We start from the raw sequence: 18,697 nt of genomic DNA, 5'->3' as shown, positions 1-18,697 counted from the left end.
ATTTTAGGAGGGCCATCATGGAGCTATCAAAAGCAACCAGTGTCAACAGCCGTGCGGAAGAACTGTTTGTTCAGCTGTTCTGTGAGGCGTTCGGCCCAGAAAAGACTGAAAATCTGCAGGTTCAATACCTCTGCGTGGATATTTACGGTCGGCACCGCTATATCGATTTTGCGCTGGAATCTCCTGAATCTAAGATAGCAATCGAAATAGACGGAGAAACCTACCATAACCCCAGCAAGGTGTCCGAAAATAAGTATGCTGATGACCTCCTGAAACAGAACAGCCTGATCTATGACAACTGGAAGGTCTACCGTTGGATCTACAGCCAGTTGGAAAAGCAACCGGAAAAGGTCAAAGACGAGCTGATTACATTTCTGGGCACCAGCCCCATGTTCAAGGCATTTGAAGCAGACCTGCCGGTGCAGATGGAACAGACCATCGAACTTCGGGATTACCAGCAGGAAGCCACCGAGAACCTGCAGAAGATGCGAGAGGACGGCAAGACCATTGCGCTGCTGCACCATGACCTGACCGATGTGCGGATCAACGGCATCAAATACAATTCGCAGGATCTGGAAAGCAAGCTGTTCATCCCGGAACGCAATCAGTTGATCGTTGACACCTGTTTAAAGTACGTCAACGGCAAAAAGACAGTAATTTTCTGTGCCAGCGTAGACCATGCAGCCGAAATTGCAAAGTTGCTGCGGGACAACGGTGTGAAGGCGGAAGCAGTTTCCGGGCGGGATCGTGTGGAGGTTTGGGAAAAGATTCTGAAGGACTATGAAACCGGATCGACCAATGTTCTCTGCGCCTGCGACCTTCTGAACGAAGGCTGGGACAGCCCGCATACCACGGTGCTGTTTATGGCGCGCCCGACCATGTCCAAAACGATTTATTTGCAGCAGCTTGGTCGTGGTACACGCCGCTGCCCGGGCAAAGAGGATCTGCTGGTGGTTGACTTTGTGGACAATGCTAATATGTTCAATATGCCCTATAGCCTGCACCGGGTGCTGGACATTGCAAAATATCAGCCCATGGCGTATGTGCTGGCACCGGAGAACAAGCGGAAGCTGGATCAGGACATGCTGTTCAAGGGAGAAAAGCCGGAAGCGTGGCTGGATGTGCCAATCGATGTGTCCGACTATGAGATCATTGACCTTTTCAACTGGCAGAACAGCGTCAAGGATATGATCTCGCAGATCGAGTTCGTTCGGATGGTGGATGTGCAGTCCGAGACAGTGGAGCGTTACATCAAGGACGGAAAAGTCAAGCCTGACCTTTCGATTCCCTTTGGTGATAAGCGGATGTTCCACTATTTCCGGGAGGAAAGCATCCGCAACATTGCGAAACAGTATGGCTGGGATCTCATTACGCCGCAGAATATGGCGGACAAGTTCATGAAGTTCATCGAAACGATGGACATGAGCTACTCCTACAAGCCGGTGCTGCTCAAAGCAATCTATGAGTATATGGACACCAGCGGCAGAGTCGCTCTGCCGGACGTGGTGGACTACTTCATCGACTTCTACGAGGACCGCAAGGCGCACGGGATGATCGCAGAGAAATCCACCAGCATTTATCAGAAGGGCGGTTATACCCGGAAGGATGTGGAGAAGAACATCCTCTCCAACCCCTTCAAGCGCTTTGAGGATATGCGATTCCTGATGCGCTGCAAGGACGTGGAGACTATCGAGGTGAACCCGATCATCTTCCGCAAGCTTACACGGGAAGATTGGCTGCATATTGTGGATGTCTGCGACAAGAGCCTTGAAAAATATTATGCACGATTCCAAAAGTGACTAAAAAGGGAAGATTATAGTACACATATAGGTGTAAAATGTGAATAAGAGCAGCATTCAAACTGAATTGTGCTGAAAAAACCAATGAAAGGAATGAATCTGAATGGAGAATTTGTCCTTTTTCGATGAGCAGCAAACTATGGAAAACTTGAACGGTGTAAAAGACTCAAAGCACTTGGATGTTGTTAAACTGAATTATGAGTCATGCGAGTCTCTGACATGGCAGGAGCTTTTTTTCGGATATGATAATCTTTGCGCAATCACCTATTCTTCCGGTATTGGTTTTGTGTGTGAACTTTTGGATCGGTTTGAACAGGCAGAGATTATTTTCGGTTGCGAAGATGTTATGGATTACTCCATGCAAAGCGTGATGGCGTACCAGTGCAAGCTGATTGAACGAATGAGAAATAAAGCGTATAAAAAGCTTGCCGAGCGTGTGGAAAATGGAACGTTGCATCTTTTCGTTGCAAGGGATATTCTTTCTCATGAAAAGATCTATTTGCTTTCAGCCAAGGATGGTAGAAAACGCGTGATAATGGGTTCGGCAAATATGTCAGCAGCCGCATTTGAAGGAAGGCAGCGCGAGAATATCTGCTATATGGATGGAGATGAAGCATTTGACTGGTATATGGAGTGTTACCAGACGTTAAAAGAAAAAAGCACGGACGAAATTGGAAAAGATTCGCTTTTGTGTGCCGATGACGGTGAAAATCTGGAAGAACTTCCGATTGCAAAGACGGTTCGAGTAAAAAAGGCTGTTGTGATTCAGCCTGTCTCAGAAAATCAGAAGGAGGAAGTGCGCTTTGCGCTTGATGTAAAGGGACTTGCAGCAAAATTCAAACCATGCGTCCCGAAACCGGATAAAAAAGGAAAAATTCTGCTGTCGCCAGATAAAATCAAAATCATCCGAAAGCATGTGGTTGAGGCAAAAACATTGGAAAAAGAACAACGCAGTGAGTACCCGCAGCTTGATGTTGAGCCGGATGAAAAGTACGTGACGTTAAATGAACAAAAACTCGATTTGAACCCTCCGAAGGCCGAAGTTGAGAAAGATGTGGAATTGTTCCTGCGTTATATGGATGGATATGAAAAATTCCATGGAGATCATGTTGGAATGCAGTTCCGATACTATGAATTTGCAAACTGGTTCTTCTGCTCTCCATTTATGGCCTGTATGAGGGATATGGCAGTTCGATATAATCAGAACACATTACCTTATCCGGTGTTCGGGCTTGTTTATGGACAAAGCAAAGCAGGAAAAACAAGTTTTCTGGAAACGCTTCTAAAAATGATGATCGGCCAAAAGACAAAGATTTCTGCACCTGATTTTACGCGATCAAGCATTGATAGCCTTAAACAAACGGTGCACGGAGCACCGATTATTGTGGACGATCTGACAAATACAAGATTCAGTCAACATGCGATCGAAACAATCAAGAATGATGATTTTGGGATTGCAGAGCATTTGGTAAACTATCCGGCTGTTGTGATCAGTGCAAATGAAGATGTCAAAGCTGTTGCACCGGAAGTGATTCGCCGGACAGTGATCTGTCGTGTTCAGGCAGGACTGACCAACACAGAAGTGATGAGCAGCAATATTGTGCGTACGGTTCAGCGGGAGGTTGGGACGGCACTTTATCGGGAATATCTGCGACAGATGCTTGAAATTGTTCCGGAATTGCTGGAATTGATGAAAGATGATGAACAGGATGAAGCGCCTGATATTCTGAAAGCATCGTCACAGGTCCTTATGAATATTTTCAAAGAGTATGGGCCGGAAACGCTGCCAGAATATATTCGAGTTTTGAGTCTTGAGGATTATTTCAGCGAGAAAGTAACGGGAAGCTACGCAATAAAAACAATTCAAAATGCATGGAAAACCAGCAAGGATTCATTTGAAATTTATCCCCGAACAAATGAACTCTGCTATAATGCGGGTGCGACATATGAGGCCGACAGAATTTTGAAAGAATTGCCAGAGACATTGGAAGTACGTAAATCCAGAGACTGCCTGATGATGAATCTGGAGGAGGCGCAGAAGTTCTTTGGTATCACTTTTAAGAAACCGTTATTTCCATGGCTTTCAAAGATTTTTGCATAAAATGCTTTGAAAGAGATGCTTGTTGGACACACTTTCGATAAAATGAACCTCAGAAGGGAAAAAATATATTTCTGAGGAAGACAAAACAATGTCAAACGGTGATTATGGTTACTTCGGCAAAGGTGATACGGGCTATGCCCAGTACATGACGGCGTTCAACCGCAACTTCGGCGGTTCGTCCGGCGGTGGCGGCAGGGACGGCAGCGGGTGCGGCTGCCTGATCGCTATTGCAGTGGTCGTGGTGCTGATCCTGATCGTCTTGGATGGCTGAATCAATCCCTGCAGGTGAAACACAGGTTTTCCCTGTGGGGATTTTTCGAATCTGCTTGTAGAAAACGGCGGTCTATGATAGCATGAAATCAAAGAAAAACAGGAGGGCTTACACATGGTTTTACTGATTGAGGATACACAAAAAGGTATCGTGGATGAACGCCTGTACGCGTTTGAAACGTTTGTCAGCAACATCAAGAAGCTGATCCGGACTGCCCGCGAACAGGGAATCGAGGTCGTCTATGTCCAGCATGACGATGGGCCCGGCACCGGTTTCTCCATCGGGGACGATGAATTCGAGGTCTATTCCGGGTTTGCGCCACTGCTGACTGAAAAACGGTTCGTCAAGACTGTATGCAGTGCGTTCAAAAAAGAGAGCGGCCTGCTGGAATATCTGACGGAAAAGGACGAAAAAGACGTGATGGTCTGCGGCATCATGACCGACTTCTGCATCAATGCAACGGTGGAGGCGGGCTTTGAGCATGGCCTGCACATGATCGTTCCTGCCTATGCAAATTCCACGCAGGACAACGAGTACATGACGGGGGAGCAGAGCTACCGCTATTATAATGAGTTCCTCTGGCCGGATCGCTATGCCGATTGTGTGCCCATGGACAAGGCGCTGGAGCTGCTCAAAAAGTGAGGTGTTTACAATGATTTCTGAAAAAGTAAAAAATCAGATTCAAGTGGTGCAGGGCGACATCACTAAGCTGGACTGCGACTGCATCGTGAATGCGGCCAATCGCAGTCTGTTGGGTGGCGGGCGGTGTGGATGGTGCCATCCACCGGGCAGCAGGGCCGGAACTGTTGGCGGAGTGCCGCACGCTGCACGGCTGCCGCACCGGCGAAGCAAAAATCACCAAGGGCTACCGGCTGAAAGCAAAGTACATCATTCATACAGTGGGGCCGATTTACTCCGGCGTGGCAGAGGATGCTGCGCAGCTGGCGGACTGCTACCGCAATTCGCTGGACCTTGCCAAAGAGCATGACGTCCACAGCATTGCGTTCCCGGCAATTTCGACCGGTGTGTATGGCTACCCGCTGGAAGATGCCACGGAGATTGCGGTCAAAACAGTGGCGCAGTGGCTGGAAGCACATGCGTATTACGCAATGCAGGTGATTTTCTGCTGCTTCGATGCCCGGACGGAGCGGGTGTATCAGGCAAGGCTGTAACCGGAAGAGGTGTGAGAGATGGGCTTTTTCAAAAAGCTGTTTACAGGGATCGGGTTTGCGGCAGGCTTTCTGTTCTACGGATGCTTATCGATGATTTTATATGCGTCCCGCGGGCGGCATAAGCCCTGTCATCGACGCAGCAGCTTTTGGAATACGCTGGAACGCTATCTGATTTTTTCGTGGATCTGTGAAGGTGTGCGCAGCAGCCGGAAACGAGCGGAGACGTCCTATTATCAGCGCACCGGCAGCGATTTCTGGCAGACTCAGAAACAAGCCCGGCCGGAAAGAGTTAAAAATACTGCTCCTGCGGAGAAAAAGTCAAAGCCGGAAGCGAAAAACACGGGCACAGGTGCAACGCGGTCGGTGAAACCAAAAAAACGGCCCTTCTTCTGCGGAGAAGAAAGCATCGGCAGCACAAAGCAGCGTCCGAAATGTGTCGGTGCCGACTATGGCAGGGCATAGCGTTTCGGAGGCCGACGCAGGAAAGCACAGCGAACGGTCAATACAAACGTCGGATGCCAAACATGAATGTGTTGCACCGCAGCCGGATACCAAAGAAGTGCATCAAAAGTCTGCACAGCAATTGGAAGCGGAGCGGCAGCAGAAACTGGAAAACCTGCGTGCTGCAATGCAAAAACAGATTTGCACGATTCATGCAGATGTGGAACTTCCGGCCAACGGTCAGAATGACAGCGAGGCAGTGGAACAGAAATTGCACCTTCTGCTCTACAGGGCGGCATTGCCGGAGAACGTCCTGAATCGGGCACTGGATGAGCTTCGGACGGAGCGCAGGCGGCAAAAGGCAGAGTATCAGGGCGCACCGTTCGCAGACGTGTTTTTGGTGAACCTGATTTTGTCCGATGAGGACAGTGAGCGGGCCTGCATCGTGGATGTGGGGGATACTGGCATGAGCTATGTCATTTCATGGAGCAGCATCCCGAAGGAACTGCAGGAACCGCTGCACCGCTATGTATCGGAAGCGGAAGGGAAAGCTCTGCGGCTACTGCAAGGAAGAACTCTGCAACAGTGAAAGCGGCAGGATGATCGTGGAACTGTATCTTGGTAAACAGGATGGGCATAGCTCCCGAATCCTGTACTGAAAATGGAGTAAAGATTGAAATACAGAGAAATCGCAGACGGCATTTTTGTTGACCGTCCCAACCGCTTTATTGCCCATGTGGAAGTGAATGGAGCAGTGGAAACCGTCCATGTCAAGAACACCGGGCGGTGCAAAGAGCTATTGCTGCCTAGCACGGCGGTTCGGCTGGAAGTGTCGGATAACCCGAAACGCAAAACGAAATACGACCTTGTGGCGGTACACAAGCAAGGTCTTGGCTGGGTCAATATGGACAGTCAGGCACCCAATAAGGTGGTAGGGGAGTGGCTTGCAAAACAGGGCTACGACTATATCAGACCGGAATTCACCTATGGCAAGTCCCGCATTGATTTTTATATGGAAAAGGGTGAGCAAAAGTATCTGATGGAGGTCAAGGGCTGCACACTGGAAGTGGACGGTATCGGCTATTTCCCGGATGCACCCACCGAGCGCGGTGTGAAGCACCTGCACGAACTGGCGCAGGCACAGCGGACAGGATATCAGTGCGCTGTGGCCTTTGTGATTCAGATGGAAGGCATCACCGAGGTGCGGCCAAATGTCAGCACACAGCCGGAGTTTGGCACGGCACTGGCCGAAGCAAAGGGTGCAGGTGTGCAAGTGCTGTTTTTGCTCTGCCATGTAGGGCGGGATAGTCTGGAAATCGTGGAGCAGAGGGAAGGGTGAAGACGGCAGAAAAACGCTTTGCGTGATTCAGTTACAGAAATCATAAATAGGAAATGTTATCATATAGATACAAGAAACACACCGATAACATTCCAATGGAGGATTTCGATATGAAGGCAAAGTTTTACATCTGCAATCACTGTGGCAACCTCGTCACTATCATCCATAACGCAGGCGCTCCGCTGGTCTGCTGCGGGGAGAAAATGAAAGAGCTGGTTCCCAATACGGTGGAAGCCAGCGGCGAGAAGCATCTGCCGGTGGCAGAGCTTTCCGGCAGTCGTCTCACGGTCACAGTGGGCGCGGTGGAGCACCCCATGGCGGATGTTCACTATATTCAGTGGATTTTTGTGGAGACTGAGAACGGCGGGCAGATCCGCTATCTGAATCTGGGGCGGGCTCCCAACGCGGTGTTTGAACTGGGAAGTGAAAAGCCGGTGGCCGTTTACGCATACTGCAATCTGCATGGGCTCTGGATGACGAAACTCTGATACAATCAATGCAAACGGGGAGTGATTTGATGTCACTCCCTGTTTTTTGATGAGAACTTTATGCGGTTCTTTTGGTTCGGAACTGTGTATAAATGGGATGGATAAAATGAGTAGGCACACTATATGCGTTTGTTAAACGCTGACAGCGTTCAATTTTTTGCGTGGAATCGTGAAAATGAGACCTGTGAAAAACGTAGAAAATTTGATATGGTTGCGCTGCAAACTAAGACATATTGATGTTTTTGAAACGAGTTTATAGTGAAATATGTGCGATTCGAATGCAGATATTCATTCTTGTGAGTTTGTTGTGTGAATTTGTCACGTTCCGCCGCAAAAAAGGACTTGACGGAAAAAATACTCTGTGGTAATTTATGAGCAAATTCGCTTTTGTGAAATAAAGTCGAATTTGAATCCGCATGCATTATCCTGATATGCGGAAAAGGAGAAAGCATCTTTATCGCAGGGAGGATTGCAAACAAAACCCAGTTCCTCCGCCCAAACCGCTGCGTAGCAGCAGAAGGGACGACCGAATATGAGTTATGACAAAGTGCAAGTCGGCAACAGAATCCGCGGAAGCCGCCTCGAAAAAGGCTGGACGCAGGAACGGCTTGCAGCAGAAGCTGAAATTTCAGTGCAGCAGCTTCGCGCATTGGAAAAAGGACAGCGCAATCTGGGAGTAGACCACTTGGGACGCCTGTCGGACGCAATGAGAGTCAGCAGCGATTTCCTGCTGAAAGGTTGTTCTGAAAACAGTATATTGGTTTGCAAGATGCTGGATGACCTCAAGAAAAAATTGCAGCCACCAAAGCAAATCGCAGAAAAATGAGCAGTTTTGTTGCTGAAACAGTATGTTTTAGTGCTTTACAGTGATGAAAACACTTGCTATAATATCGCCATGGCGCAAGTTTCAGTTGCGCAAGAGGGAAAATTGCCTGAAATGCATTAAAGGCTGATAATACTCCGTGAGCTGCTCACAAGAGCAGCTCCATCGAGTCGCGGTCATTGTGCATTTTCAAGCTGAAAATAGGCCGGGACTCGGAAAAGGAGTCTCGGCCTGTTTGTGTTTTCGGCGCAAAGGAAAGGATTGAACAATGCGATTTGATGCAAAAGAATTCGGCGGACGTATCCGCGATTTGCGGAAAAAGCAAGGGATTACACAGAAACAGTTGAGTATAATGCTGAACGTTAGTGCGAACCATCTTGCAAAAGTTGAAACGGGAAGCCGCTGCTGCTCGATTGAGTTGCTGCAGGATCTTTCGTCCTGCCTGAATGTCAGAACGGACTATCTGCTGAACGGAGATGCACCGCATAACAACCATCTGAGGGAAAGACTGACGTTTCTTGCACAGGAATTAGAAAAGATTACGGCGGACCTCCCGGTATGGGGATAGGAAAAGCAAAATCCTCTTTTTCAATGCCCAAAAGCGTGGTAGAATAGGGAAAAGATTCAGTATCTGAAAAACGGAGCGCGCAACAATGAAGATTCTGGTCAGCGCCTGCCTGCTGGGCGAAAACTGCAAATACAGCGGCGGAAACAATTACAATCAGGCGGTCTGTGATTTTGCGCGGGGGCATCAGGTGGTTCCGGTCTGCCCGGAGGTGCTGGGCGGCCTGCCCACACCGCGGTGCCCGGCGGAAATCGCGCAGGGCGTTGTCACGAACAAAGAGGGCATCAATGTGGACCGGGAGTTCCGGGCAGGTGCAGCGAAAGCCCTTGCCATTGCAAAAGAAAATGGGGTGGAGCTTGCCATCCTGCAATCCCGCAGTCCCAGCTGCGGCGTGAAGGAAATCTACGACGGAACGTTTTCTGGGACAAAGATTCCCGGACAGGGTGTTTTTGCCAAGATGCTGATGGACGAAGGCATCCGTGTTCTGGATGCCGGGGAATTGCCTAAAATTATCTTGAAAAATGAGGACGGAAAATGTCAATCAGACTGATTTGCAGCGATATTGACGGTACGCTGCTGCAATACGGCAGGAAAGAGCTGGAAGGCGAGATCTTTGAACAGATACGGGAGCTGCATCGGCGCGGTATTTTGTTCTGCCCGGCATCCGGCCGGCAGTATACCAGCCTGCGCAAGCTCTTTGCACCGGTGGCAGACTGCTGTGTGTTTCTTTGTGAGAACGGCGGCGTGATCTATAAAGACGAACAGTGCATCGCCAAGAACCCGATGCCCCGTGCACTGGCCGAAGAAATCGCCAACGACCTGTGGACCCGCAGCGACGGGCAGGGTGAAGTGATGCTCTCAGGTCAGAATACTGCATACCTGATGGAGCGGGGTCTGGGAATGCTCAAGCGTATTCAGTTCATCGGGAACAATTATCAAATCATCCATGACCCTTCCGAGGTGCCGGAGGAGATCACAAAAGTATCGGTGTATCTGCACGAAGGCGTAGAATCTTACACGGAACGGTTTGTCCCACGATGGAAAGAGGCGAACTGCGCTGTGGCAGGGCCGTACTGGATCGACACCACCTTTGCCAACAAGGGCATCGGTGTGCGCAGCATCTGCAAGACTCTGGACATCGCCCTTGCCGATGTGATGGCTTTTGGCGACAATTATAACGATGTGTCGATGCTGGACATTGTGGGTGTGCCCTACATTATGGATGGTGCCGCCGCACCGCTGCGGGAAAAGTACCCGAACCATACACCCCGCCCAGAGGATGTGCTGCGGGAGTTCTTGAAGCAGAACTGAATTTTGCACGCATGTGTGCAAAATTCAAAATGATACGATATAAGGAAATATTTTGACATGACGAAAGTGCTTTTCATCTGCCACGGCAACATTTGCCGCAGCCCAATGGCCGAATTTGTAATGAAAGACTTGGTGGCCAAAGCCGGGCTTTCTGATAAATTTGAAATCGCATCCGCCGCCACCAGCACCGAGGAGATCGGTAACCCGGTCTATCCGCCCGCCCGGCGGAAGCTGGCCGAGCACGGCATCTCCTGCGAGGATAAAACCGCCCGGCAGATGACCCGGAGGGATTACGAAACCTACGATTACCTGATCGCCATGGATCACAACAACCTGCGCAATATGGCGCGCTTTGTGGGCGGCGACCCGGAGCATAAAGTGTCTCTGCTGATGGATCATACCCGCCGCCCCGGCGATGTGGCCGACCCGTGGTATACCGGGGATTTTGAAGCTACATGGCAGGATGTGCTGGAAGGCTGCACGGCTCTGCCGGAAGAACTGCGCTGACAGGAGAATTTTATGACAGAGCGTTATTGTGAGGGTGAACGGTTTGCTGATCTGTCGTTCACCGAGGAGGCTTTTGAGGATTGCGACTTTACCGACTGCGTGTTTGTGGATTGCTCCTTTACCAAATGCGAACTGGATCATACCACGCTGAACGAGTGCAGTCTGAAATATAACACCTTCACCGAAATGAACTTCAACCGCTTCGACTTTTCGGACGGCAACGAAATTGTCGGCTCCATGTTTGCCAAATGCGAGATGCAGTTGGCGAATTTCAAGGGCGTGGAACTTCACGAAACGGAATTCTACCAGTGTGACCTGCGCAAGGCGGATTTCCGGGATGCCGCCGGTTATAGGGTGGACATTCTGGGCAGCCGCCTGAAGGATGCAAAGTTTTCCCTGCCGGAAGCGGTGAATCTGTTGGCAGATTTGAAGATCAAGCTGTCGTAAGAAGGAGAGAAAATGCGTCAACTCATCATTGCCCGAAAAGATCTGCAGATGTCTCCCGGTAAGCTGGCGGCGCAGTGCTGCCATGCTTCGCTGGCATTCCTCACCGACCCCATCGGCATGGGACAGGGCGTGGAACCCATTGAGAAAAACGGAGAAATTACCGGCTATCGGGCAGAAATCATGTTGGAGAAAGCAACCTATGAAGAATGGTTCGATGGCTCTTTTACCAAAACTATCTGCGGGGCAAAGAACCGCAATCAACTGCTGAAAGCAAAGACCATTGCCGAGGAATTGGGACTTGTGGAAAACCGTGATTTTTTCCTCATCCGGGATGCCTGCCACACCGAGCTGGAACCGGAAGAATTTGATGAAAACGGCGAGGGCATGACTCTGACCTGCATCGGGTTCCGTCCGCTGCCGGATGAAATTGCACACCAGATCAGCCATAAGTTCCATTTGTATTGAGTGCTGGTTCGCGGAATAATAAAAATAGTCCCGGCCATTCTCCTGTGACATACAGGAAAATGGTCGGGATATTTTGCTTTTTATTGAAGATCCATCCACGCCGCCAGTGCATCCGCTGTCTGCTGTTGCTGTTCCTCGGCGGAGATAACAGGCGCGCCGTCGCCCTTCTGGGCACCGTAGCTGCCGAATCCGGCATGACAGCCGCCGTCAATGACAGTTTCGGTGGTGTCCTGTGGGAGGTTCGTGCGGTCGGCTTCGTATTTTTCGCGGTTCAGCACACCATCCTCGCTGCCGTAAGTGGAATAAACTCGCAGGCCGCTGTCGGTCAGGTCGGCGGTGGAGTAGGCCGCCAGCAGCACCAGACCGTCCAGTTCATCGGTGTGCTTGGCCGCATAGCTTGCCGCCATGGCCCCGCCCAGCGAGTGCCCACCGATGTACCAGTCTGTGACTTCGGAAAAGCGTTCCGGGATGCTGTCCGCCGCATTCATGTCCAGTACGGCCAGATTGCAGGGCATCTTGACCAGTACGCACAGAATGCCGTCCTCGGCAAGGTCGTGCAGGAGGGGAGCATAGACGGCCAGCAAAACAGCCAGCAGGCAGAGGAACACTCTGCGGGGAAACGATTTTTTCTTCTGGTTCTTCATAGAACTCCTTTATTTTATAAGCATTTTCCACAGTCACTGCAGCCGTTGCAGATCAACTTGCTGCCGCAGGTCTCGCAGTTTGCGCGGAAATGGGGCACATAGAGATCTTCCTGCGGGATGGGGTAGCCCCAGTCGTCCACGAGGTCAAAATGAATGGGCCTGCCCTGAAAATTCATGCCGGATTTATAAGCCATCCGGCTTTGCAGCTGCTTGTTTGGCAGGTGGTAGCGCCTGCCGTCCTTGATGAACACGGTGCCGGTCTCGATAAAGCAGAAGGTCACGTTGGCATCCACGCATTCCTGCCGGAGCGATTTGACCCAATCGAAATTGCAGGGGCGGGCACCATCATAGTTTTCGCCGCCGCAGATGACCTGCTCGATTTGCCCGGCGGAAAGGTACTGCCGGATGCTTACCGGTCCGATGAAGGGTGCGCACATAATGCCCTTGTGCTTGAAGGGTAGGTCAAACAGAATTTGGTCAGGGCTGAAAAGGGCTTTCATAATTTGCTGCAGCGCATCATGTCCTCGACGCTCCCAGCGTCCTCAAAGGACGATTTGATGGGTGTGTAGGGATAAGCTGTAAAAAGAAGCATGGACGCCCCCGAAAAGGAGAGCGTCCATGCTTCTTGCTGTATCCGAATGGAGGAGATTGCGAAATCAGCGCTTGTCCGGGCAGACGATTTCCAGCATCTGATCGAAAACCTCTTCCATCTGCCGCACCAGTGTGAACTGGGTGCGGGCGCGGTCGAGGTTGTGATCCGGGCGAGCAATATGGAAATAATGGTCGCCCTCCAGATAGTCAGTCAGAAAACGGATGCCGCATTCCAGCGTCATGAGCCTTGCACCCCATGCAAGGCTCTTTTTTTCTGCCATGCTCATGGATGCCCCGGCAGTGGAGAGATACCCTTTGGCGAACACTTCGTACAGATGCAGGTCAAAATGGACTTTGCTCTGGTCAGGTTCGTCCTCAGCGCAGTCGTTGGCACCGGTGCGGATGGAATCGCCGAAGTCGTAGGCCGAAAGTCCCGGCATCACGGTGTCGAGGTCAATGACACAGATGCCTTTTCCGGTAGCGGCATCAATGAGGACATTGTTGATCTTGGTGTCATTGTGGGTGACGCGCAGAGGAATTTCGCCAGCTGCCAGCTGATCCAGCAGGACATGGCAGTCCTGCTCCCTCGCATGGATAAATTCGATTTCCGACGTGATATTTTTTGCCCGGCCCAGTGCATCGGCGGCGAGGGCTTTTTCAAAATTGGCATAGCGGTTGGGCGTGTCGTGGAAGCGGGCGATGGTTTCGTGGAGGGTGGAGGCTGGGTAATCCTCCAGCTGGTTCTGGAATTTGCCCAGTGTCTCGGCCACGGTGCGGAAGTCGGTTTCGCTGCCGACCTGCTGCAAACAGATGGTATCTTCTACAAAGTCGTAGGCACGCCATGCGCCGCCGTCTGCATCCAGATAGCAAGTCGACCCCGACAAAGTTGGGATGACATTCAGCGTTTCCCGTGCTGGGTCGCCGCCCTCGGCAAGAATTTTCGCCCGCAGATGCCGGGTCACGCCGCAGACATTCTCCATCAGGCCCACCGGGTTAGTAAAGGTATCTGTGTTGATGCGCTGCAAAATAAAGCGTTTGGAATGATCTTCCCGCCAGACCACAAAGGTGTCGTTGATATGCCCCTCACCATAGTGGTGAGCATCGCAGAGCACAGGCCCGCCAAAATCAAAGGCATTTGCAGCAGACTGGAGCAGAGAAAGGGTAACGGATTTCATCATAAATTCCTCGTTTTCGTTATACTTCATGCCGTTTTGTCGGGGCGGGGCGTTTTCCCTGCCGCGTCTGACGGCGGTATTCGTTGGGGGTCATGCCCTCCGCCTTGCGGAAGCACTGGGAGAAATAGCTGGGGGAGGAAAAGCCCATCAGCTCGCTGATCTGCGCCAGACTGTAGCTGGTGTTGCCCAGCATATGCTTGCTCTCCTCAATGCGGCGGCGGTTCAGGTAAGTAATGGGGGAAATGCCGTACTCCCGCTGGAAGGTGTGGGCCAGATAGTATTTGTTCAGGTGGGTAAGCTCTGCCAGCAGGTCCAGCGAGATATCCTCGCGGTAGTTGGTGTCCAGATACCGCTTGATCTCGGCGCACTCCCGGTTCTCGGTCGGGGCAGCCTCCTCCAGCTGCAGCGAAATGGTGGTGCAGCGCACCAGCCAGATCAGCAGTACCTCCAGCAGGTCCTGACAAACGGTCTCGCAGCCGTCTAAGCTGCGGTCGGCCTCGGCCAGCAGCATGTGCAGCAACGTAACCATCCGCTCCCGGTTCTCCCGGCAATTGAAGATGGCGTAGTTCGTATCCGCCTTGCTGAACAAAAACTCCATGCTGGCAACGCCCAGCACGATATACTCCAAGGGCGAGGCGTTCAGGCTAAGCTCGGTATGCTCCACCTGCGGATTCACAATGACCATATCGTCCGGCTTTACCGGGAACAGCTGCCCGGCAAGGTAGAACTGTCCCTCGCCGCTGAGGCAGTAGAACAGCTCCGTGCAGGAGTGGGTGTGGGCAGTGCTGTTCCAATCGCCGCCAAACCGGCTCTTGCTGATGTACAGCAGACGGAAGGATTCCCGCGGGGCGGGCGCGTGGCGGATATCAAAGCGCTGGGTACTCATAGATGATCGGCTCCTTCGGGAAACGCAAATTTTCTAAAAATAAACGCAACATTCTAAAAACATTACCCCAAAATGGTGCGTTGTTTCGTGCACTTTACCCTCATTATAGAGGGAACACACAAAAAAAGCAAGCCCTGATTTTAGGCTAATTTTTATATTTTTGTTTCTCAAGTCCCTTCGAAATATGTCAAAATAGTTACAGGCTGGGGATTATGCTGAAATTTTTAAAAGATTTTTAGCACTTTTGCTGGAAGAATTTTTCAGAAAGCAACATCTATAAAAAATGAAACAACAAACCTCTTGAGCAAGGAAGCGAAAGAATTTATATTGGAGGCAGAAAAACACACAGTCCTTCGGGCAAAGCCTGTTTGCCCGGCTGTGTTTGAACGGAACAAAATGATGGAGGCAACACAGTATGAATCGTATTTCTCGTCGTAATTTCCTGAAGGCGGCCGGCGTTGGCGCCGCTGCACTGGGTCTGGCTGCCTGCGGCGGCTCTTCCAGCTCCACCGCATCCAGCGTGGCATCCTCCACCGCCGCTTCTTCCGCAGCGGCGGCTGCAGACGTTACCATCAAGGTAGCCGCCATCGAGACCGGCTACGGCGCTGATATGTGGAAAAAGGTCGCCGAGGCCTTTACCGCACAGACCGGCATCAAGGTGGACCTGACCACCGACAAGAAGCTGGAGGACGTCATCGGCCCCTCCATGCAGGGCGGCGACTACCCCGACGTTGTCCATCTGGCTACCGGCCGTGAGGCTGCCCTGACCGAGCAGTTCATCAAGGGCAACCTGATCGCCGACATCACCGACGTGCTGAGCATGACCGTGCCCGGCGAGAGCAAGAAGGTGAGCGAGAAGATCGCCGGCGGCTTTACCGACACCTCCCTGACCAACCCCTACGGCGACGGCAAGACCTATCTGGCTCCCATGTTCTACAGCCCCTGCGGCCTGTTCTACAACGCCGGTTTCCTGAAGGAAAAGGGCTGGGACGTGCCCAAGACCTGGGACGAGATGTGGGCACTGGGCGACAAGGCTGCCGCTGAGGGCACCTACCTGTTCACCTACCCCACCACCGGCTACTTCGACGCCTTCTTCTATGCGCTGATGTACGCTGCCGGCGGCCCGGAGTTCTTCAACAAGGCCACCCACTACGAAGAAGGCATCTGGGACACCCCCGAGGCAAAGACCTGCTTTGATATCGTGGCAAAGCTGGCTTCCTACACCAACCCCATCACCCCCGCACAGGCCAACGATCAGGACTTTACCCAGAACCAGCAGCTGGTGCTGGACAACAAGGCCCTGTTCATGCCCAACGGCACCTGGATCGTGGGCGAGATGGCCGAGGCTCCCCGTGCAGACGGCTTTGAGTGGGGCATGACCGCCCTGCCCGCTGTCAAGGCCGGCGGCGATGGTTACAGCTACACCTGGTTCGAGCAGGCATGGATCCCCGCCGGTGCCGAGCATCAGGATGCCGCCAAGCAGTTCGTGGCTTACCTGTACAGCGACGAAGCCTGCAAGCTGTTTGCCGAGAGCGGCGCTATCCAGCCTGTGCTGGGCATCGCCGACAGTCTGGAAGGCGACAACAAGATGTTCTACTCCATCTACGACAACGGCGCAAAGGCCGCCATGGGCAACTTTGCAGCCTTCAGCGCCATCCCCGGCGTGGAAGTGCGCACCGTGTTCTTCGACCCTGTCAACTCTCTGGTGTCCGGCAGCATGACCGAGCAGCAGTGGATCGACGGCATCAAGTCCGCCAGCGACCAGATGCGCGCCAACATCATCGAGTAATTAAGCCCTGCCCAGCGGGGGCGGTTTTTACCGCCTCCGCTTTTTTGGGCTGTACAGTACCATCAAGAAAGGAGCGGTCAATCCCCTATGAGAACGGATAAAAGCCGCAAACGGTTCGTATTCCTCTGTGTGGCACCGGCTACCATCCTGTTTTTCCTCTTTATGATCCTGCCCACCCTCAACGTGTTCCGCATGAGTTTGTATGAGCGGGGTGCCTATTCTCCCAACGAGACCTTTGTGGGGCTTAAAAACTTCCAGCATCTGCTGCGGGACGCCCAGTTCATCCGCTCCATGCAGAATATGATCCTGCTGGTGGTAACGGTCACCCTGATCACCTTCGCCTTTGCACTGGTGTTTGCGGCCATCCTCACCCGGGAGAAGATCAAAGGGCAGAACTTTTTCCGCATCATCTTCTACATTCCCAACATCCTGTCGGTGGTCGTCATCTCCGGCATCTTCTCTGCCATCTATAAGCCGGAAAACGGCATGTTGAACAGCATCATCGGCCTGTTCCGCAACATGAGCGACCCCATCCTGTGGAAGGGCGAAAAACTGGTCATCCCCTCCATCATCATTGCCATGGTGTGGCAGGCCATCGGCTACTACATGGTCATGTACATGGCCTCCATGTCTGCCGTGCCCATCAGCCTGTACGAGAGCGCCAATCTGGACGGTGCCGGGCGGCTGACCCAGTTCTTCCAGATCACCATCCCCCTCATCTGGACGAATATCCGCACCACCCTCACCTTCTTTATCATCTCCACCATCAACATGGCCTTCCTCTTCGTCAAGGCCATGACCAGCGGCGGGCCCAACGGCGCATCGGATGTGGCGCTGAGCTATATGTACAGCCAGAAAGACGCTGGCCTGTATGGTTACAGTATGGCCATCGGCGTGGTAATCTTCCTGTTCTCGTTTGCCCTGTCCGCCTGTGTCAACAAGGTTACCAACCGCGATACGCTGGAATTTTAAGGAGGGAAGAAGATGCAGAATACCACCGAAAAATCTTCCCGCTCTGCGGAAGGTCTGTACAAGTTTTTCATCTATTTTGTGCTGGTTCTGCTGGCCGTTACCATCATCGTGCCGGTGGCATGGGTGTTCATGGCCTCCATCAAGCAGAATGCAGAGTTCTACGGCAACCCCTGGGCACTGCCCGCCGGCTTCTACTGGCAGAACTTTGTCAACGCATGGAACGGCGCGAAAATGGGCGAATATATGCTCAACTCGGTCATCGTCACCGCGCTGGCGCTGGCGCTGCTGCTGGTCGTTGCCCTGCCCGCCGCCTACTGCCTGTCCCGCTTTCACTTCAAGGGGTGCAAGGTGCTGAACACCCTGTTCATGGCGGGCTTGTTCATCAACGTGAACTACATCGTGGTGCCCATCTTTCTGATGCTGCGGGACGGCGATGTGTGGCTGAAAGGCCATTTCGGCAGCGGCTTTCTGCTGAACAATCTGGTGGTGCTGGCGGTGGTGTACGCCGCCACCGCGCTGCCCTTTACCATCTACCTGCTGTCGGGCTACTTTGCCACCCTGCCCCACGATTTTGAGGAGGCCGCCTATATCGACGGTGCAAGCTATTTTTCCACCATGACCCGCATCATCTTCCCCATGGCAAAGCCCTCCATCATCACCATTATCCTGTTCAACTTCCTGTCCTTCTGGAACGAGTATATCATCTCCATGACCCTGATGAGCTCCACCAAGGCACCCCGCACCCTGCCGGTAGGTCTTTTGAACCTGATGCAGGCGCAGCAGAGCGCCGCCCAGTACGGCACCATGTACGCAGGCCTTGTGCTGGTAATGCTGCCCACCCTGATCTTGTACATCTGCGTGCAGCGGCAGCTGACGCAGGGCATGACCGTGGGCGGCCTGAAAGGTTAAGG

General features: G+C 52.2%; 22 protein-coding genes and 1 pseudogene. 19 read left to right on the top strand and 4 right to left on the bottom strand.

Going from position 1 to position 18,697, the window contains the following annotated elements; genetic code table 11:
- Nucleotides 1-17: 17 nt before the first annotated feature.
- The 16 genes and pseudogenes from ACNSPV_RS13135 (at nucleotide 18) to ACNSPV_RS13060 (ending at nucleotide 11,729) form a co-directional block, all read left to right on the top strand.
- Entirely contained in the window at nucleotides 18-1,799 is a 1,782-nt protein-coding gene (locus tag ACNSPV_RS13135) for a helicase-related protein (protein ID WP_348583031.1), read from the top strand.
- A 103-nt stretch (nucleotides 1,800-1,902) separates the two neighbouring features.
- On the top strand, nucleotides 1,903-3,900 hold the full coding sequence (locus ACNSPV_RS13130) for a phospholipase D family protein (RefSeq protein ID WP_348583033.1): 1,998 nt from the start codon (nucleotides 1,903-1,905) through the stop codon (nucleotides 3,898-3,900).
- Nucleotides 3,901-3,988: 88 nt separating this feature from the next.
- The gene (locus ACNSPV_RS13125) at nucleotides 3,989-4,171 is read left to right on the top strand and encodes an HFLK protein (protein WP_348583034.1); all 183 of its coding nucleotides are present in this window, start codon (nucleotides 3,989-3,991) and stop codon (nucleotides 4,169-4,171) included.
- A 114-nt stretch (nucleotides 4,172-4,285) separates the two neighbouring features.
- Nucleotides 4,286-4,813: an isochorismatase family protein gene (locus ACNSPV_RS13120; RefSeq protein ID WP_348583035.1), complete on the top strand. Its 528-nt coding sequence runs from the start codon at nucleotides 4,286-4,288 to the stop codon at nucleotides 4,811-4,813.
- Between the two features lie 10 nt (nucleotides 4,814-4,823).
- Nucleotides 4,824-5,343 (top strand): annotated as a pseudogene (locus tag ACNSPV_RS13115) (O-acetyl-ADP-ribose deacetylase).
- A gap of 18 nt (nucleotides 5,344-5,361) precedes the next feature.
- Nucleotides 5,362-5,805: a hypothetical protein gene (locus ACNSPV_RS13110; RefSeq protein WP_348583037.1), complete on the top strand. Its 444-nt coding sequence runs from the start codon at nucleotides 5,362-5,364 to the stop codon at nucleotides 5,803-5,805.
- Nucleotides 5,806-5,971: 166 nt separating this feature from the next.
- Entirely contained in the window at nucleotides 5,972-6,373 is a 402-nt protein-coding gene (locus ACNSPV_RS13105; protein ID WP_348583038.1) for a hypothetical protein, read from the top strand.
- Between the two features lie 84 nt (nucleotides 6,374-6,457).
- Complete coding sequence (gene sfsA, locus ACNSPV_RS13100; RefSeq protein WP_348583039.1) at nucleotides 6,458-7,123, top strand: DNA/RNA nuclease SfsA; 666 nt, start codon at nucleotides 6,458-6,460, stop codon at nucleotides 7,121-7,123.
- Between the two features lie 110 nt (nucleotides 7,124-7,233).
- On the top strand, nucleotides 7,234-7,611 hold the full coding sequence (locus ACNSPV_RS13095) for a desulfoferrodoxin family protein (RefSeq protein ID WP_348583040.1): 378 nt from the start codon (nucleotides 7,234-7,236) through the stop codon (nucleotides 7,609-7,611).
- 532 nt (nucleotides 7,612-8,143) lie between these two features.
- A complete protein-coding gene (locus ACNSPV_RS13090) occupies nucleotides 8,144-8,437 on the top strand; it encodes a helix-turn-helix transcriptional regulator (RefSeq protein ID WP_348583042.1) in 294 nt (97 codons plus the stop codon).
- A 265-nt stretch (nucleotides 8,438-8,702) separates the two neighbouring features.
- Nucleotides 8,703-9,002 carry a helix-turn-helix transcriptional regulator gene (locus tag ACNSPV_RS13085; RefSeq protein ID WP_348583044.1) on the top strand — a complete coding sequence of 100 codons (300 nt, stop codon included), beginning with the start codon at nucleotides 8,703-8,705 and terminating at the stop codon, nucleotides 9,000-9,002.
- Between the two features lie 85 nt (nucleotides 9,003-9,087).
- Nucleotides 9,088-9,549, top strand: a complete 462-nt coding sequence (locus ACNSPV_RS13080) for a DUF523 domain-containing protein (RefSeq protein WP_348583046.1) — start codon at nucleotides 9,088-9,090, stop codon at nucleotides 9,547-9,549.
- Nucleotides 9,534-10,310, top strand: coding sequence for an HAD family hydrolase (locus ACNSPV_RS13075; protein WP_317421033.1), 777 nt, complete (start codon nucleotides 9,534-9,536; stop codon nucleotides 10,308-10,310). The genes ACNSPV_RS13080 and ACNSPV_RS13075 overlap by 16 nt, the downstream gene beginning before the upstream one ends.
- 57 nt (nucleotides 10,311-10,367) lie before the next feature.
- Nucleotides 10,368-10,817, top strand: a complete 450-nt coding sequence (locus ACNSPV_RS13070; RefSeq protein WP_348583047.1) for a low molecular weight protein-tyrosine-phosphatase — start codon at nucleotides 10,368-10,370, stop codon at nucleotides 10,815-10,817.
- Between the two features lie 12 nt (nucleotides 10,818-10,829).
- A complete protein-coding gene (locus ACNSPV_RS13065; protein WP_348583049.1) occupies nucleotides 10,830-11,264 on the top strand; it encodes a pentapeptide repeat-containing protein in 435 nt (144 codons plus the stop codon).
- 12 nt (nucleotides 11,265-11,276) lie between these two features.
- Complete coding sequence (locus ACNSPV_RS13060; RefSeq protein ID WP_348583052.1) at nucleotides 11,277-11,729, top strand: aminoacyl-tRNA hydrolase; 453 nt, start codon at nucleotides 11,277-11,279, stop codon at nucleotides 11,727-11,729.
- Between the two features lie 80 nt (nucleotides 11,730-11,809).
- Here the strand turns inward: ACNSPV_RS13060 and ACNSPV_RS13055 are convergent, their stop codons facing one another.
- The 4 genes from ACNSPV_RS13055 to ACNSPV_RS13040 form a co-directional block, all read right to left on the bottom strand.
- Nucleotides 11,810-12,373 carry an alpha/beta fold hydrolase gene (locus ACNSPV_RS13055; RefSeq protein ID WP_348583054.1) on the bottom strand — a complete coding sequence of 188 codons (564 nt, stop codon included), beginning with the start codon at nucleotides 12,371-12,373 and terminating at the stop codon, nucleotides 11,810-11,812.
- Nucleotides 12,374-12,387: 14 nt separating this feature from the next.
- The gene (locus ACNSPV_RS13050) at nucleotides 12,388-12,873 is read right to left on the bottom strand and encodes a DUF5131 family protein (RefSeq protein WP_348583055.1); all 486 of its coding nucleotides are present in this window, start codon (nucleotides 12,871-12,873) and stop codon (nucleotides 12,388-12,390) included.
- 156 nt (nucleotides 12,874-13,029) lie between these two features.
- Nucleotides 13,030-14,139, bottom strand: coding sequence for an aminoglycoside phosphotransferase family protein (locus ACNSPV_RS13045; RefSeq protein WP_348585179.1), 1,110 nt, complete (start codon nucleotides 14,137-14,139; stop codon nucleotides 13,030-13,032).
- A 19-nt stretch (nucleotides 14,140-14,158) separates the two neighbouring features.
- Entirely contained in the window at nucleotides 14,159-15,025 is an 867-nt protein-coding gene (locus tag ACNSPV_RS13040) for an AraC family transcriptional regulator (RefSeq protein ID WP_348583056.1), read from the bottom strand.
- A 415-nt stretch (nucleotides 15,026-15,440) separates the two neighbouring features.
- Here ACNSPV_RS13040 and ACNSPV_RS13035 point away from each other — a divergent pair, with 415 nt between their 5' ends.
- The 3 genes from ACNSPV_RS13035 to ACNSPV_RS13025 all read left to right on the top strand — a co-directional run bounded on the left by ACNSPV_RS13035 (nucleotide 15,441) and on the right by ACNSPV_RS13025 (nucleotide 18,695).
- Nucleotides 15,441-16,814, top strand: a complete 1,374-nt coding sequence (locus ACNSPV_RS13035) for a carbohydrate ABC transporter substrate-binding protein (protein ID WP_055184864.1) — start codon at nucleotides 15,441-15,443, stop codon at nucleotides 16,812-16,814.
- An 87-nt stretch (nucleotides 16,815-16,901) separates the two neighbouring features.
- Nucleotides 16,902-17,786: a carbohydrate ABC transporter permease gene (locus ACNSPV_RS13030; protein WP_005926926.1), complete on the top strand. Its 885-nt coding sequence runs from the start codon at nucleotides 16,902-16,904 to the stop codon at nucleotides 17,784-17,786.
- Between the two features lie 12 nt (nucleotides 17,787-17,798).
- Nucleotides 17,799-18,695, top strand: coding sequence for a carbohydrate ABC transporter permease (locus ACNSPV_RS13025; RefSeq protein WP_291016282.1), 897 nt, complete (start codon nucleotides 17,799-17,801; stop codon nucleotides 18,693-18,695).
- Nucleotides 18,696-18,697: the final 2 nt, after the last annotated feature.

This window comes from Faecalibacterium sp. 3, assembly GCF_048323735.1.
Taxonomy (GTDB): Bacteria; Bacillota; Clostridia; order Oscillospirales; family Ruminococcaceae; genus Faecalibacterium; species Faecalibacterium wellingii.
This window is presented reverse-complemented; position numbering and strand designations above follow the sequence as displayed.